At 39.4% G+C, this 16,652-nt stretch carries 14 protein-coding genes; 2 read left to right on the top strand and 12 right to left on the bottom strand.

The window, feature by feature from the left end; genetic code table 11:
• Positions 1–28: 28 nt before the first annotated feature.
• From FIV04_RS00835 to FIV04_RS00815, 5 genes are read right to left on the bottom strand one after another with little or no spacing between them, the layout of a single operon-like run.
• Positions 29–682 (bottom strand): acetyltransferase, encoded by a 654-nt coding sequence (locus tag FIV04_RS00835; protein ID WP_152468002.1) that lies wholly within the window; start codon positions 680–682, stop codon positions 29–31.
• A complete protein-coding gene (gene neuB, locus FIV04_RS00830; protein ID WP_152468001.1) occupies positions 675–1,748 on the bottom strand; it encodes an N-acetylneuraminate synthase in 1,074 nt (357 codons plus the stop codon). Before neuB ends, FIV04_RS00835 begins: the two co-directional genes overlap by 8 nt.
• A 51-nt stretch (positions 1,749–1,799) precedes the next feature.
• Positions 1,800–2,966 carry a UDP-N-acetylglucosamine 2-epimerase gene (gene neuC / locus FIV04_RS00825; RefSeq protein WP_152468000.1) on the bottom strand — a complete coding sequence of 389 codons (1,167 nt, stop codon included), beginning with the start codon at positions 2,964–2,966 and terminating at the stop codon, positions 1,800–1,802.
• A complete protein-coding gene (locus FIV04_RS00820; RefSeq protein WP_152467999.1) occupies positions 2,966–4,123 on the bottom strand; it encodes a LegC family aminotransferase in 1,158 nt (385 codons plus the stop codon). Before FIV04_RS00820 ends, neuC begins: the two co-directional genes overlap by 1 nt.
• A gap of 8 nt (positions 4,124–4,131) precedes the next feature.
• Positions 4,132–5,322 carry a UDP-N-acetylglucosamine 4,6-dehydratase gene (locus tag FIV04_RS00815; protein ID WP_152467998.1) on the bottom strand — a complete coding sequence of 397 codons (1,191 nt, stop codon included), beginning with the start codon at positions 5,320–5,322 and terminating at the stop codon, positions 4,132–4,134.
• Positions 5,323–5,465: 143 nt separating this feature from the next.
• Between FIV04_RS00815 and FIV04_RS00810 the strand changes: the two genes are divergently transcribed.
• Positions 5,466–6,674 carry a glycosyltransferase gene (locus FIV04_RS00810; RefSeq protein WP_152467997.1) on the top strand — a complete coding sequence of 403 codons (1,209 nt, stop codon included), beginning with the start codon at positions 5,466–5,468 and terminating at the stop codon, positions 6,672–6,674.
• Between the two features lie 160 nt (positions 6,675–6,834).
• Here the strand turns inward: FIV04_RS00810 and FIV04_RS00805 are convergent, their stop codons facing one another.
• Positions 6,835–7,725 (bottom strand): glycosyltransferase family 2 protein, encoded by an 891-nt coding sequence (locus FIV04_RS00805; protein WP_152467996.1) that lies wholly within the window; start codon positions 7,723–7,725, stop codon positions 6,835–6,837.
• A 170-nt stretch (positions 7,726–7,895) separates the two neighbouring features.
• Between FIV04_RS00805 and FIV04_RS00800 the strand changes: the two genes are divergently transcribed.
• Positions 7,896–10,229 carry a glycosyltransferase gene (locus FIV04_RS00800; RefSeq protein ID WP_152467995.1) on the top strand — a complete coding sequence of 778 codons (2,334 nt, stop codon included), beginning with the start codon at positions 7,896–7,898 and terminating at the stop codon, positions 10,227–10,229.
• Positions 10,230–10,277: 48 nt separating this feature from the next.
• On the opposite strand, the gene FIV04_RS00795 is transcribed toward FIV04_RS00800, so the two are convergent.
• Genes FIV04_RS00795 through rfbB form a run of 6 tightly spaced genes read right to left on the bottom strand, consistent with a single transcriptional unit; the run spans position 10,278 to position 16,638 of the window.
• Positions 10,278–11,414, bottom strand: a complete 1,137-nt coding sequence (locus FIV04_RS00795) for an acetyl-CoA carboxylase biotin carboxylase subunit family protein (RefSeq protein ID WP_253895356.1) — start codon at positions 11,412–11,414, stop codon at positions 10,278–10,280.
• Between the two features lie 25 nt (positions 11,415–11,439).
• Complete coding sequence (locus FIV04_RS00790) at positions 11,440–12,477, bottom strand: Gfo/Idh/MocA family protein (RefSeq protein ID WP_152467994.1); 1,038 nt, start codon at positions 12,475–12,477, stop codon at positions 11,440–11,442.
• Between the two features lie 42 nt (positions 12,478–12,519).
• On the bottom strand, positions 12,520–13,584 hold the full coding sequence (locus FIV04_RS00785; RefSeq protein ID WP_152467993.1) for a 3-deoxy-7-phosphoheptulonate synthase: 1,065 nt from the start codon (positions 13,582–13,584) through the stop codon (positions 12,520–12,522).
• Between the two features lie 35 nt (positions 13,585–13,619).
• Positions 13,620–14,690, bottom strand: coding sequence for a DegT/DnrJ/EryC1/StrS aminotransferase family protein (locus FIV04_RS00780; RefSeq protein WP_152467992.1), 1,071 nt, complete (start codon positions 14,688–14,690; stop codon positions 13,620–13,622).
• Between the two features lie 20 nt (positions 14,691–14,710).
• Positions 14,711–15,574 carry a glucose-1-phosphate thymidylyltransferase RfbA gene (gene rfbA / locus FIV04_RS00775; protein ID WP_152467991.1) on the bottom strand — a complete coding sequence of 288 codons (864 nt, stop codon included), beginning with the start codon at positions 15,572–15,574 and terminating at the stop codon, positions 14,711–14,713.
• Positions 15,574–16,638, bottom strand: a complete 1,065-nt coding sequence (gene rfbB / locus FIV04_RS00770; RefSeq protein ID WP_152467990.1) for a dTDP-glucose 4,6-dehydratase — start codon at positions 16,636–16,638, stop codon at positions 15,574–15,576. The genes rfbA and rfbB overlap by 1 nt, the downstream gene beginning before the upstream one ends.
• Between the last annotated feature and the right edge of the window lie 14 nt (positions 16,639–16,652).

Genomic DNA, 16,652 nt, shown 5'->3' with positions numbered 1-16,652 from the left:
TCTTGAATGCTTGGTAACTTACAGCAAGCTAATATGATTCGATAATACTTCTAAAAGGATAACATATGCTTTGTGGAGGTAGGGGGGTCGTTAAAATAGCACCCGCTCCGACAATAGAAAGTGTGCCTAATGTAACACCTTGTATCACCGTTGCATTCGCCCCTACATAACAGCCATATTCAGTTTCGACTTGGCCACATAATGTTGCTTTGGGAGCAATGTGATTGTGAGCACCAATCTGGCAATCGTGCTCTACAAGCGCACTAGTATTGACGATGCTATGTAGCCCTATGGATGCACCAGCCTGTATAACTGCCCCTTCCATAATTTGAGCACCATTTTCTAACGTCGCATACTCAGAGACAAATGCTGTTTCAGCAATCACACTTTCAAAGTGATACCCTAATTCAATGAAGTATTTAGCGATTTTTTCCCGCAAGCTAGATTTAGGCATAGCGCCAATACCTAACACTAAACTCACACTCTGAGAAGAAAACTGCTCTATGTCACTGTCTTTATGAAACTGCTTGATTCCAGAGAAGACTCGACGCTGAGAAATGTCATCAGGACAAATCACCGCGACTATCTCACGCCCTTGGCGAAGTAATATGTCGGCAAGCACACTAGCATGACCGCCCCCACCAATTAATACAATTGGTAACTTAGAAACGGCGTTACTCAAGAATCAGCTCTCCAGCTCTATATACCTTTGAAGCAGTGCGTTCGAGCATGTCCCAATAGCGATAAGGTGACATACCATCGCCCGGCCTTTTGATAGTCATGTTTTCGGGTGAAAATGCTTCACCTTCGTTAATATCACGAGCTGCGACCAGACTTTTTCTCGCCACCGCTTTATTTTTCACCTCTGATACCGTTGGTGTTTTTACACGACTACCTAGTGCTTTCTCGACTTGACGAATAGCAATCACCATTGCCGTTAGATCTTGAGGCTCAAGGGAAGCTTTATGATCTGGTCCTTCCATGTTGTTGTCCAACGTGAAATGTTTTTCAATCAACACGGCACCGCGAGCAACGGCAGCAATAGGAATAGTGATACCTTGACTGTGATCTGAGTATCCAGCAGGTAAATCAAAAGCACGCCCTAAAGTGTCCATCGCTTTCAGATTAATCTCTTCCATCGGCGCTGGATACTCTGTAGTGCAATGTAAGATGGTCACTTTACTCTTTAGAGCCTGCTGACCTTCATTAGAAGCGTAAGCCTCTTGGAATGCTTGCACTGAAGGTGTCGCACTGTCATCCGAAGTATAACCGAATGCAATAACCCCCAGTGCCGTTTCGATCTCAGACAGCGTCGCCATACCGGTAGAAACGATCAAATCACACCCTGTGCGAGCATGCTCTAGAACAAGAGGAGCATTGGTTAGCTCACCAGAGGGTAGCTTCAAACGGGTTAAACCAAGGTCGTTGACTAAGAAATCCAAGCTCTCAGAATCAAAAGCCGTTGATAAAAACTCTATGCCGAGTTTCTCACAATGTTTTACCAATTCATGGTGGGCATCATAGGAGAGTTCCAAGCGACTTAGCATGGCTAATTGCGACTCTTGCTTTTGTGTGTTTGTGACCTGATAGTCTGCTTGCTTAGCTTCTTCAGTGACGAGGTTTTTCGCTTTAAACGTCTGAAACTTTACAATATCAGCCCCCGCTTGATGCGCTGCGTCAACCAGTTCAAATGCCAGTTTTTCATCACCATTATGGTTCACGCCTGCTTCGGCAATAATCAGAGTCATACCGCTCTCTCTTTAATTTCTAAGTGACTAAAAGCTAAATTTTCAGCTTTGTTAGTTCGGCAAATCGTGGAATGTCTTACATGGATTAAAATCCAATGTTTTGATCATTTCAATGACCTTGCCGCTGGTGTTTCCCTGCCCGTAAGGGTTATCTATCGCTTCAGTTGACTCTTTATAGTCACGAGCCACCGCTGAGAGCATCGCCCGCTCAATATCAGCTTGGTTTGCTTCACAATGCAAAACGCTCTTAGCGGCCAAGCGCCCTTTCTGACGAGCACCGATATCGACAGTCGGAACGTCAAACGCTGGCACTTCAATAATACCGCTAGAAGAGTTACCAATCACCGCCGTTGCATGCTTCACTGCGCTCAGGTAACGCACTTGCCCTAACGAAGGGATTGCCAATACGCGTTCTGACTGGCTTGCCGCGTAAGCTTCCAGCATCGGAATGATACGACGCCCACCATCATCTGCATTAGGGTAAGTCAGAATAACTTGATGCTCAGGAAAAGCCTCTAAAGCATCGAGCAAAGCTTGAAAGGATGCTTCTGGCGCTTCATCTCCTAGCGTCACCGGATGGTAAGTCACCAAGAAAAACGGTTTGGTTAGAGGGAACTCAAGAGACTGAGCTAACTCATCGACCGACATGAAGTCAGCTCGTTTAAGGTGATCAAGGCCAATTGCACCGACGTTCTGAACGCGTTCCGGCGCTTCGCCTAATTGAATGACCCGCTGACGATATTCGTCCGTCGATGTGCCATGTAAATAGCTTAGTTTGGTAATTGCATGGCGAATCGCATCATCATACGCACCTTCTGTGATCTCACCACCATGTAAATGAACAATAGGAATACGCATGATCATCGCTGTTTGAGCAGCCGCTAAAGCTTCAAAGCGGTCACCCAAAATAACCAATACATCAGGTTGCAGGCGCGCTAGTGCATCTGAAAACCCGAGCACACCAAGCCCCATGCTTTTTGCTGTCCCTACTGCTGAGTCCGACGAAAGAAGGATCTCTATTTTCTCATCAATCTTAAATCCATCTTTTTCGATTTGCTGATACGTTTCACCAAATTCAGGTGAAAGGTGCATCCCTGAAACCAGCAACTGCAGTTCTAAGTCAGGATCACTTTGAATATCTTTCAAAAGCCAAAAAAGCAGACCGTACTCTGCCCTTGTTCCTGTAAAAACAGCGACTTTCTGCGTCTTATTTTCCATTAAGCGCCCTTGGATAAATCAATAGGAGTACTTGGGATATTGATCAAGTGAGCTTCAATAAACTCAGACTGAGTCAAGTCACCACGCAGTGCATTCTCGAACATAGGAAGACGGTGCATCAATTGCCAAATCGGACGCGTCATAACACCAGCAGAATTGGTCTGCTCCAACATGTGATCTCGCGATGCGGTATCTGGGCAGATTATCGCGTTTAACCAATAGTTCGATGTCGCGTACTCTGGCTCTGTCACAAAAGTAAAGTCTGAACCCGCGAAAAAGTGTTGGTATTGTTCAGCTAATTGGCGCTTTTGTACTAAATAGGATTCCAATACTTCCATTTGCGCGCAGCCCAACGCCGCATTCAAATTCGGCATTCGATAGTTAAAGCCAGGCTCATCGTGATAAAACTCGAAAGGGTGTGGAACCTTAGCGGTTGTGGTAACGTGCTTAGTGCGTGCACCCTGTTCTTGGGTCTTACAAAGGATCATTCCTCCGCCGCCAGTCGTAATCACTTTGTTACCATTAAAACTGATCGCAGCATAATCACCAAATGTGCCTGTGTGTTGGCCTTTATAAAAAGAACCTAAGCTTTCCGCAGCATCCTCTACCAAGACTAACTGCCACTTCAAACATACCGCAATCAACTCATCAAGCTCGACGGGGTGACCAAAGGTGTGCATTGGTACGACGGCACGAATGCGCTTACCCGTTTGTTTATGAATACAACCTTTCTCAGTAACTTCAGCATGCTGTGCTAGATATTGGTCAATTGCCTTTGGGCACAAACCCAAGCTTACTGGCGATACATCCACGAAAATAGGCTCAGCACCCATGTGATAGAGCGCATTGCAGGTTGCCACAAACGTCAAAGCCTGTGTGACTACTAAGTCACCACGCTCTACACCAGCCATGTACAGCGCTGCATGCAAGGCTGCCGTGCCATTTACGGCCGCCACGGCTTTGGCACTGCCAGTGTATGCTTCAATTTTCTGTTCGAACTCATCGACAAATTTACCAACGCTGGAAACAAAGGTGCTTTCAATCGTTTCTGTTACATAAGCCTTTTCATTACCATCAAAGGTAGGCGCATGAAGAGGGATGAACTCGTTGGTCTGATACGTATCACGTACAAATTCTACTAACGATGTAGGTTTCATAGTTGCTCCTACATTTTACTGTCTAGGTATTTGCCTGTTTCTTTGTGCCCAAAGTCAGGGATCATAGTAAAGAACAGCTCTACAATTTGCTCTTTTGTCCATGCACGATCAGATTTCATCTGGCCGATTGTATCTTCAAAAAGTGAAAGCAGTTCTTGTTGATAAAGAGGGTCGTTCTTGATGATGCCCAAGTTAGCAAAACGCGCCATATCGAGTGTTTCTTTGTCGGTAAAGAACTCTTCAAAGTCTTTTTCACCCGTGGTATCACTCGAAGTAAACAAGCACGGCCACTTACCTTGAGCAGGCAAGGTCTTAGCCAATTCACGTGCTTCGTCTTCACTGTCACAAAGATGAGGTTCGTAACCGCGTTGCTTCAGGTATTTCACCGCAATATCAGCAAAAGAGATGAGGTGCAGAGCTTCGCTTAACTTAGGGAAGAAAATGTCACGGTTTTCACCAAAGATACAAGACATTAGGCATAGTTCACCAGATTCTTGAGGTGTAACGAAATAACGTTTGATGTCATTCGGCGCCACAATTGGTTGGTTTTTCAATAAACGCTGATTAAAACCATGCAGTAATGAGCCATCAGAAAATGCGACGTTTGCGAATCGCGCTGTAGAAATCGCAATCTCTTCACTCTTACGCATCAGGAACATTTCCATAATACGCTTTGATGCTCCCATCATGTTTACAGGGTTTGCGGCTTTATCTGTCGATACACAGAAGTACTTCTTCACGCCAGCCTCAATAGATTGTTGAATGGTTTTATCAGTATTAAAAACATTCACATCGATCATTCGCATTAGAGTGTAAGGGTCTTTTTCACTACGAACATGTTTAAGTGCCGATAAATTCAATACGTAGTCATATTTGCCATCCGCCTTAATGAACGCATCATACTCAATCGAACTGATATCGAGAGCAAACGTCTGGAAGTCACCATCGATGTACCCAAATGAGCTACGAATGTCGCGCACGACTTCGACCATGTTGTTCTCACTGATATCTACAACATGCAGCTTTTTAGGGTTACGTTTAAAAATCTCTTTAGTCACAGCTTGACCAATAGAGCCTGCACCACCAAGTACAAGAAAACGGGAATCAGAAACAATGCGAGATAGCTCAGCTTCATGCTGACCAATGTCCTGAGTAAACAATGCATCGGTGCGACCGATAAGAGGTAGAATTGCGTTCATATGCAGGTTACTATTTGATATTAATAACTCAATTTTAAACCATGCGTACGTAGGGTGAAAGTGACAGACTAGAAAAACGTACTAAAAGCGGCATCTAAATCACTTGTGCTCTAACTACGTTACTTAACCTACCGAGGGAAAGCATGAATTTTCTATTCCACACATTGTCTCTTACCTCATCAGGAGGCAGCCGTGTAATTATCAATTTAAGCAATTATCTTGCAGAAAATGGCCATAATATCGCCATTATAATTGATCGAAATCGCATAGCATTCCCTGTCCATGAAAATGTCAAAATTTATCACCTTACCAACTTTAAATTGAAAGATGTCACCCCTGCTTATCAGGGTGATACCGACCATTTCCAGTCGCACATAAAGCAAAAAACAGAAAAAAAATCCAAGCAGAAAAAACAGAAGCTACGAGATAAGTATCCTGCAATTCAGAGTATAAATGAATGGAAGAAATATCTACTCAAGCTTCTCACGTTTCCGAGTAAGTACTTTGTGATGAAAGATTTTTTATCGGATTTCAAACCAGATAAAATAGCAAGTCACAACATGTACTACTTTCTAGAACATTACTTTTTCTATCCTAAAGATAGAATGAGTGTAGTTCTACATAACTCACCAAATGAAGTGTTTATTAACCGTGGAGTTAAGCACCTTCTTCCAATGACAGCGTATTTCGGTCAAAGAAAGTGCATATCTGTATCTGAAGGTGTCTTAGATGAAATGAAAGCTCTCATGCCCTTTATCTCTGCGGATTCAAGAACCATCTATAATCCGTTTGACTTCGAAGAGATAAGAAAGCGCTCTGAAGAGTCTATTGACAAATTCCATCAAGATAATAGATATGTAATATCAGTGTCTTCTCTCGCCCGAGGGAAACGTGTAGAACGAATTATTGAAGCTTTTTCGCTCTTGGAAGATAAAGAACTAAAACTCTGTATTCTAGGAGTCGGTGAAGAAGAGAAGAAGCTAAAAGATCTTGTAATAGCTAAAGGGATTCAAGAAAGAGTTAGATTTGAAGGATTCATTGAAAACCCTATGCCTTATATGAGACATGCTGAATGCCTAGTTCTTGCTTCTGATTCGGAGGGGCTCCCTACCGTTCTCATCGAAGCTCTTGTCTGTGGCACACCAGTTGTCAGCACCAATTGCAAAACAGGACCAAGCGAAATCCTAACAGGTGAGCACAAGAAGTTGTTGGTTGACATTGACGGCGTTGAAGAACACGAAATTTATGAAAACCTCGCTGCTGCCATAACTATCGCTTTAAGCAAAAAAGTTGATGACAGTAGTATCTTAAAGTTTTCAAAATCTACCATTATTAACGAGTGGGAAATTTAAAAACTATATACAAGAATAGAAAGGGGGAGTGTGGCTTACTTCTTCCCCCTGTCGAACATGTAAGTAAACTAGTTAATAAAAATAATTTCTAAAGGGAAGATGTTATCTAGACTTTCATAACCTGATCATAGTCATTCAATTAATAACGGCTGGATATAAATCAAAAGCTGAAACTAGATTTAATTTTAGCCTTCCAAGCTCTTCGTACTGATTTTCTATAAATTTTCGAGAACTTTTTATTCATAACATTAAATGAGTGTGTGAATTTTCCCTCGGTCAATGAGTTTAGTATTTTTAACGAAACCTTCATCTTACGATAGAATATAGCCCTTTTTTCCCAATCAGAAGACGAAAAGTTAGTTGTAAAGGATCCAGGATGCCCGACTCTATATACAGACATTGGTTCTGGTAGATAAACACTACCACCATCAGAAGATGCAATCACTTGGAAAAAGTAATCTCCACATGGCATATTTTCAATAAGATCCTGACTCATTCGTTCAAAAGCTGACTTTCTGAAAAATAAAGCCGATGTAGGCATAAAGGCACCATCACCAATAATTACGTCCTCTGTAGTGTAGAAAACAGTTTCTTCGCTGTGGTTTGCAAATAAGGCTCTTGTACCATCAGGGGTTTCAGTAAAGGCAGTGTGGAAGCAAGATGAGGCGGCTTTATTACCTTCCAGCGCGTCGTATTGCTTCTGCAGTTTTAATTCATCTATCCAATAATCATCACCTTCACACAAAGCAATATACTTACCTTGCGCATGGCTAATTCCGCAACATGTGACATCCACATCCGGTTTGCTGTTTTGATTCTCCGTCTGCAGCAGCAACGTCACTTTATCACTATTTTCATGGTAAAACTGCTTAAGCACCTCAGGTGTATCATCTGTCGACGCATCATCATGTATAACAATCTCATAGTTTAGGGTAAACCTTTGACTTATAAAGCCTTTTAACGCATTTTTCACTAATTCAGCTTGATTATAAGTGATACAAACTATTGAAATATCAGGAACCACCGAAGAGTTGCGAGCGAGCTTTATCATATAATTTAACCTTGTATTCACTTTATTCTGTTATCAGGTAATATACACTATGTATAGGGTCGAGATGAAGGTCTACAGCGTAACCTTCATACTGCGTAGAAAGCTCATCAAAACATTTGAAGTGGGCACAATCTCCCACAAACAAAGCATATCAATCACCTGGAAAAACCATGAATATATCTGTCATTATTGCTGTATATAACCAACAAACACATCTCGAGAGGTGTGTGAAATCGGTTTGCGAACAAACGACCTCGCAAGATAATGTCGAAATACTTATCATTGACGACTGTTCAACTGACAAAACTCCGAAAATAATCAGCGATTTATGTAACGACTATGATAACGTCTATGGCTTCAAAACGGATAAAAATGGCGGCCCAGGAGCAGCTCGAAACCTAGGACTAGAAAACGCTAGAGGTAAATGGATACTATTCTTAGACAGTGATGATTCGCTAGCTGAAAATGCAATTGACAAGTTGCTTAAACGAATTGATATTGTTGAATCCAACCTAATTGAAAGTCAAAAAACCGACTTGATTGCATATGATTTTAAATATGATATCAATAGCGATATCAGTATGCCTAATTCTGGAAGAACAGATTTAAAATCATTGACGAAAGATAAAAGTAATCTAATTAAAGATTATTTATCTTTAAAAATGGATGGTTCTGTCATATACACATTGATAAAAAATGAGCTCTTAAAGAAAAATAAAATTATTTTTGCCGATGGATATCACGAAGATATCGACTTTATATACAAGGCATATGTAAAGTCAAATAACATTTCAATATTAAAAGAAAAGATATATCTAAAGAATAATAGAGAAGAGTCCATTGTCAATAGCATTACTAGCAAACACATTTCTGGTTTATTTAGAGCTTACCTGGAAATGTATAACTTTCATGAAGAAGAAATTAAAAAAAATAAAGATTATGAAAAATCCTTCTTCTTGGGTGTTGTTGCAATAATAGCAACTAGAATTAGACAAATAGCCTCTACTTCGTGTAATCAGAAGTATCTTTATCAATACATGTATGACGAATACAATTATCTACTTGAAAAGATACCATCAATTAAAAATTACAAGTTTGGAAGAGAATTTCAAACTAAATACATAAAGATATTTAAGAAATTTATAAGAATATTCAAGCTTGAATCAGAACAAGCTGCTGATGAAATGAATGATTTCATGCATAGCATCAGTAAAAAGAGTTGGAGTTGTTATGATCTTCATAATGGGCTGTACTTATCCTCGGATGAAATAAGAACGTGCTGTAAAAGATTCTTTGTAGATGGTGAAATGAAAGGGGATGTCGCACTTCTAACCCCTAAAGACTACTCTTTCTCTGAATATACTATTGATAACATATTCGATGAGAAGAAAAAACTCTTTATAGAAATTAATAAAGGTGAATCAAAAAAGTGTACTGGATGTGACTTTTTAGAGTTCAGAGAATGGGAGGATTTCAAATTAGAACACATATCCTTTGAATATCATTCTGTTTGCAATATGAAATGCACTTACTGTAGTGATACCTATTATGGTGGGAAAAAGAACCAGTATAATATTGAAGCGTTGATAGATAATTTGATAGTACAAGGACACTTAGATCACTGTAAGTCTATCGTATGGGGAGGAGGGGAACCGACTTTAGGAGATGGTTTCGAAAGTATGCTTAACAAAATGAACGTTAAGTTTCCTTCTATTCAGCAACGTGTGATTTCTAACGCAACCAAACTGTCTGATAGCATTAAGTCAGGTTTAGATAACGATTCATTTTCACTTGTTACAAGCATCGATGCAGGTAATCAAGAAAAGTTTTTCGAAGTTAGAAAAAATAAGCACTTTGATAGAGTTTTAAAAAACTTGAGAGAGTACTCTGAAGTTAAACCTGAAAACATTACAATTAAATATATATTTTTAGATAATAATTCTGACATAGAGCAAGTAGAGTCTTTTGTAGATAACATTGTTAAATATGGATTGGTTAAATGTAATTTTCAAATTAGTTATGACTTCAACAAAGAAACGATATCTGAACACACATTAGCTATTGTTAGCATTTTATATGGTTTACTGTCAGACAATAATGTTCCGTTAGTTTTTCTCGATGATCTTCTTCGACTAAGGATAAAAAACTCCAAGTTAAACTACGATAAGCTTTATGACCTGATATCGAAATACGATTACCCTCAATTTTCTAGAGATAAGAACGTTAAAAAGGACATTGTTATTTGGGGAGCAGGTAGGCAAACAATCTACCTTTTAAAAGATAAACATTTCATGAGTCTATATAACATAAAATATCTAGTGGATAACACCCCAAGTAAGATCGGGACTCAATTATTCGGATATGATATATATTCTCCAGATGAGCTTAGTAATCGAAATGAAGATGTTCTAATTTCTGCAGTTCAATATAGCGCTCAAATAAAGAAAAAATATATTAGTATGGGGCTTGATGAAAGTAGAATTGTAAAGGATTTAATTCTCTAAACTTATGGGTTAACAGGAATAATGAAATGTTCCTGTTAACCCTCTTCTTTACATAACCAATGAATAAGCATCTCTATTAATAAAAACGTCAAGTGGATTCTTTTCATTTCCACTATCAAAGAATGCTATACCAACTCGATTCTTCTGTTTAGGTAAAGCTTTATGGCCTAAGTTCATTAAAGGATAAAAAGACCTTAAGACAAGGCTTGATTTTATATTTAACACTTCAAAATCAAGGGGTTCATCGGCGGTCACGGTATGCCTTAAAATATTCTTATTAAAATGCTGATTGGTAGCATAAGACTCCTCAACAAAATAAGAAGCGAATTTACCAGCGTAGTCATAACCGGTACTATATTCGATCAACTTCGAATATAAGTCTCCGGGGCATCGACGTGTAATCTCAATTAAGTAAGGATTATTGTTATCCAAAATAAACTGAAGATGTACTAGGCCATCTTTTAGGCTCAGGTGTTCTGCAATCGATTCTATCGCATTCTTGAGCTTTTGATTTAATGATTCTTCTACTTCGTTCAATACAAAGCTTGTATCCACTGCATATGGATTAACAGACGATGCTTCACGTACAATAAAGCTTTGAATTACTTCTCTTTCTTCAATAAAGCAACTGTAACTATAGAGCTCACCTTTAACAAAAGATTCAATAAGAAGCGCCCCTGAACTGCTCTCTTTTTTTGCAATATCTAGGGCTATGTGAAGTTCATCCACTTTTTCCCCATCGAAGACGGTAACTCCTTTTCCACTAAAAGAGTCAACCGGTTTGCAGATAAATTGACCAGTTTTTGGAAAGTCTTCAACCTCTTGTGCTTGAGGAGAACCAAGATCTAGACCATTACACATATCTCGAAAAAGAGATTTGTTTCCCAAATATTGATAAGTACTTGCATCGTCAAAGTGTTCACTTGCGATACCAAGCTGCTGACAAACTTCAATAGAAAGATCTGTACATCCGGGAACAACATACTTGAAACCAAACTCATGGACAATGTTTTGTACAACTTTTAGCTGACTATAGTCTTCATTTATCCAATTACTCCCAGCTCTTATTGCTAATGGATCTAATGGGCGATTCCCCATTACATAAACATCGTGCCCAATACTCGTTAAGTAGTTATAAATTGGAACAGATGAAAATGAAGTATCAACAAGTAATACTTTAATCACAATTTACTCCTTATCGGTAAACAAACTATAGTTCCACTAGTGCTCTTTGAGTAATTGACTGCTGAATAGCATCAACGACTCTCATATTGTTATAACCACTTCTAGCTGAAACTAACGCTTCACTGTTACCTTTAATAACATCTAAGAAATGTGCTAATTGACACGCCAGAGGATCTTCGATTTCGATCTTGCTCTCATCATGCTCAAAGTCCTTCCACCAAGATGCATCATCAGGATCTCTATAAAAAGTAGACTTCATACTCGGAAAATCTAAAGAGCCGTTAGTCCCTGTGAAATGATAGCAAGACTCCTTTGGATAATGTGGATAGCTTGGGTTTTCCCCGCTAGTCATTTCCCAACTTTTATTGCTAGCTGCACAATCTGACAACACAAAGCTGCCTAAACACCCATTTTCAAATTCTAGAGAGATAGATACAGTATCCTCCACCTCAAAGTTTCTAGTTTTATTGGAAGCAAAAGCAAAAACACTCTTAATTTCACCACATAAGCTTCTCATTATCCCAACTTCATGAATCAAGTTAATGAGAATTGGGCCACCACCTTTCTTAGTCCTCCACTCCCCTTCAGTAAAATAGTGATTAGGTTTGTAAAATTGAGCACTACCTTGAACTGAAACTAAGCGACCAAACCGTTCCGAGGACAAAATATCTTTAGCCTCTGGCATAAACGAACTATAAGTTCTATGGTGCCCTACAAGTACTGGAACACTTCTCGCTTCAGCATACGAGACTAACTTCTCTGCACTATCTAAGTCTTGCGTCAAAGGTTTTTCAACCAATACAGGAATACCTTTATCTATGCAGTAAACCGCTTGCTCATAATGAAGCTCGTTAGGTGAACTAATAATAACTCCATCAAAGGTATGATTTTGAAAAGCATCGTCTAATGAAGAATAAACCTTTGCTCCTATATCACTTTCGTAACATTGATGTCGCTCAGGATGAAGGGCCACGATTGCCTCTACATTGCACTCTTTATTGTCTTGAATAAGTTGAATGTGTTTACGCCCGATGAGCCCTGGGCCAATTACTAAAAACTTCATAACTACACTCTCATCATGTTAATTTTTTCATAAAGACTATTACTATCGAGTTTTCGCTCTTAGTTGAGCTACCGTTGCTGAGATTTTTCTCAAGATAATTTCTGTTTCTTCCCATCCCACACAACCATCAGTTATAGATTGGCCAAATTCCAACGGCTTCCCTGTCAACAATTCTTGTTTACCTCCAACAAGGTTTGACTCAATCATAAGCCCCATGATTCCACTTTCTCCTTCACTAATCTGTTTACAAACATCTTCACAAACTGAAGCTTGCTTCGTGTAATCTTTAGAGCTGTTACCGTGACTACAATCGATCATAATTTGAGGAGTTAGTTGAAAACTATTGAGCTTACGGATCGATTCATTTACATGTGTAGAATCGTAGTTAGGCTTGTGACCTCCTCTCAAAATCACATGGGTATTGGCATTACCAATAGTATCCATAAAGACCGCTTTTCCTTGATGATCAATAGATAACATGTGATGACGGGAATTAGCAGCTCTAACAGCATCGACAGCTATATTTATGTTACCATCGGTACCATTCTTAAACCCTATTGGGAATGGAAGACTTGAAGCTAGCTCTCGATGTATTTGAGATTCTGTCGTTCTTGCACCTATTGCTCCCCAAGAAACTAAATCATAAATATATTGAGGTGTAATCATGTCTAGAAATTCACAAGCAACAGGTAAACCGATTTCTGTAATATCAACCAATAACTCGCGCGCAATACACAGCCCCTTATTGATCTGAAAACTGCTATCTAAATCAGGATCATTAATCAAGCCTTTCCAACCAACCGTTGTACGAGGCTTCTCAAAGTAAACTCGCATTACAACTTCTAATTCAGGGCTTAACTCTTCTCTTAACTTTACTAATTTTCTAGCATATTCAATCGCTTCTTCCGGGTTATGAATAGAGCATGGACCAACAATAATAAGTAGTCGATCACTTTGGCCAGACACGATATCCTTAATTGAATCTCTATTTGATTCGATATTTTTGACGGCAAAGTCGGTACTCGATTTACATTGAGACCAGACCTCTTGAGGAGTCAATAATTCATTACTATTTCCTCTTTTGGAGGATTTGATTTGATTTTTCATTATTAAACAACTTGAATATTACTAAAAAGTAAACTTTAATTTTCTAAAACTTTTTCAACTAAATCACATACGATATCGACATCCGACTGAGTCATATAGTAGTGTAACGGTAAACATATAGTGCCATTCGCTTTAAGATGACTATTGGTACATCCATAATTGCTACAATTGGGAAAAAGTTGATCAAGTGAAGGGGAGAAATATCTTCGACTTTGAATATTATTCTCATCAAACTTACGCAGAAGCGCATCCTGTTTTTCTTCTTCAGGAATAAAAATTGGCATATATGCGCCATTGTAGTCTGTATTTTCATACCATAATGGCATATCTGCAACACCCTCAAGTCGATCTCGATAAGATACAAATAGACTTCTTCGATGTTCAATTACTTGTTTAATATTACGAAGCAAGGTTAGACCAACGGCACATTGATATTCGTTCAATTTTGCATTGATACCAGGCAAATTTTTCGAACCAAAACTGATAAGTTCTTTAGCTTTTTCATAATCTTTGCGATGTTTAAATACAATAGCGCCACCTTCAATAGTATGAAATATCTTAGTAGCATGGAAACTTAACGTGCTAGCATCACCAAAACTAAGTATAGAATCATTGCCTACGTTTACACCGAAACAATGAGCTGCATCATAAATTATTTTTTTATTGTACTTGCTGGCTAAATTTTCTAAAGCCTTTAAGTCACATGGATTTCCATAAACATGTGTGGCAACAATAGCATCATATTCATTGTCTTCGATTAGAGTTCTTTCTATTTCGGTTGGACTAATATTGTAACTACTCTCGTCTATATCACAGTAGCCAAGCTCAATTTTTTGCCATAATAAAGCTGAGCTCGTTGCTACAAAGCTAAATGGTGTAGTCAGTGCACTTTTGACACCAAGCGTTTCACTCGCGACTTGTAGAGCTAAGGTTCCGTTTGCAACTAAAAGTAGATTTTCTACATTCAAATATTCTTCTAACTCTTTTGTTAACTTCTCATGCAAAGGTCCGAAGTTAGTGTACCAGCCTCTTTCATTTACACCTTTCAAATAAAAGGTTAGTTCATCAATATCTGGTTCTATTGGTTTATTTAAGTTGATCGGCATTTAAGATACTCTCAATAACGCTAAATTATTAGCTTATTTAAATATTTTCCATATTCATTTTTTAACATTGGTTTAGCTAAACTTAAGAGCTCTGTATCCGTTAACCAATCATTTCTCCAAGCAATCTCTTCTAAACACGCGACCTTTAGACCTTGAACATTTTCAATAGTTTGTACAAAAGAGGATGCTTCATGTAGGCTAGCGTGAGTTCCTGTATCCAACCACGCAAAACCACGTCCTAGTAGTTGAACGTTTAAATTCCCTTGCTCTAAGTACATCTGATTCAATGTTGATATCTCTAGCTCACCACGCTCAGAAGGTTGAACTTGTTTTGCGAGTTCAACGACATTATTGTCGTAGAAATACAAACCGGTCACCGCATAATTCGATTTGGGCTCTTGGGGTTTTTCTTCTATAGATATTGCTTGCATCGATTCATCGAACTCTACAACACCAAAACGTTCAGGATCTTTTACCTGATACCCAAATACCGTCGCTCCAACATTACGACTTGCGGCTTTCTGCAAGATAGGAGTAAAGCCTTGGCCATAAAAAATGTTGTCACCAAGAACCAAACAAACCGATTCATTGCCTATAAAATCTTCTCCAATAATGAACGCTTGTGCCAATCCATCGGGAGAAGGCTGAACAGCGAATTCTAAAGAAATTCCAAAATCAGAGCCATCACCCAACAAACGTTTAAAACCATCTTGATCTTCTGGTGTTGTAATTATCAGAATCTCTCGAATGCCCGCTAGCATAAGAACCGATAATGGATAATAAATCATAGGTTTATCGTAAACTGGTAACAGCTGTTTAGACACCCCCCGCGTTAACGGATACAAACGCGTTCCTGAACCGCCCGCCAAAATAATGCCTTTCATTAATTGCCCTGCCCTAGTCGCTCCAGACTATATGAGCCGTCCAGTACGCGGCTCCACCATTGCTTGTTATTCAAGTACCACTCAACGGTTTTACGAATACCCGTCTCAAAGCTCTCCTCTGGCGTCCAACCCAACTCACGCTCAATCTTAGATGCGTCAATTGCGTAACGAACATCATGTCCTGGACGATCAGTTACATAAGTAATCAAATCTTGATATTGCTGAACGCCTTCCGGTTTTTTCGGTACAAACTCTTCTAGCAATGAGCAAATCGTTTTCACTACTTCAATATTAGCTTTCTCGTTATGCCCACCAATATTGTAGGTTTCACCAATTTCACCTTCGGTAACCACCTTATAAAGAGCTCGAGCGTGATCCTCTACATATAACCAATCACGAATCTGCATGCCATCGCCATACACAGGTAGCGGCTTGCCATCGATTGCATTGAGAATCATGAGTGGTATTAATTTCTCAGGAAAATGATACGGACCATAGTTATTCGAACAATTAGTTACAATTGTTGGCAAACCGTAAGTTCTCAACCATGCGCGCACAAGGTGGTCGCTCGAAGCTTTAGAGGCTGAGTACGGGCTAGAAGGCTCATAAGACGTTGTTTCAGTAAACAGGTCGTCAGTCCCTTCTAAATCACCATAGACTTCATCTGTTGAAATATGATGGAATCGAAATGCTTGCTTCTCGATATCAGGTAACTGAGACCAGTAGGCTCTCGTCACCTCGAGTATCGTATAAGTACCAACAATATTTGTTTCAATAAATGCCGCTGGACCATCAATAGAGCGATCGACATGGGACTCTGCCGCTAGATGCATTACTGCATCTGGTTTGTGCTCTGCGAATACACGCTCAAGTTCAGCTCGGTTGCAAATGTCCACTTGTTCGAATGCATAACGATCATCGTTGGTTACAGAGGTCAGAGACTCAAGGTTGCCAGCATAGGTCAACTTATCAACGTTAACAACGGAGTCGGATGTGTTCTCGATAATATGTCTAATTACAGCAGAACCAATAAAGCCGGCACCACCTGTTACAAGTAACTTCATTCATTTTCCTTATC

Origin of the sequence: Vibrio sp. THAF190c (assembly GCF_009363355.1) — a bacterium.
Lineage (GTDB): Bacteria > Pseudomonadota > Gammaproteobacteria > Enterobacterales > Vibrionaceae > Vibrio > Vibrio fortis_A.
Note: the sequence above shows the minus strand (reverse complement) of the source record. Positions and strands in the feature narration are given on the sequence as shown.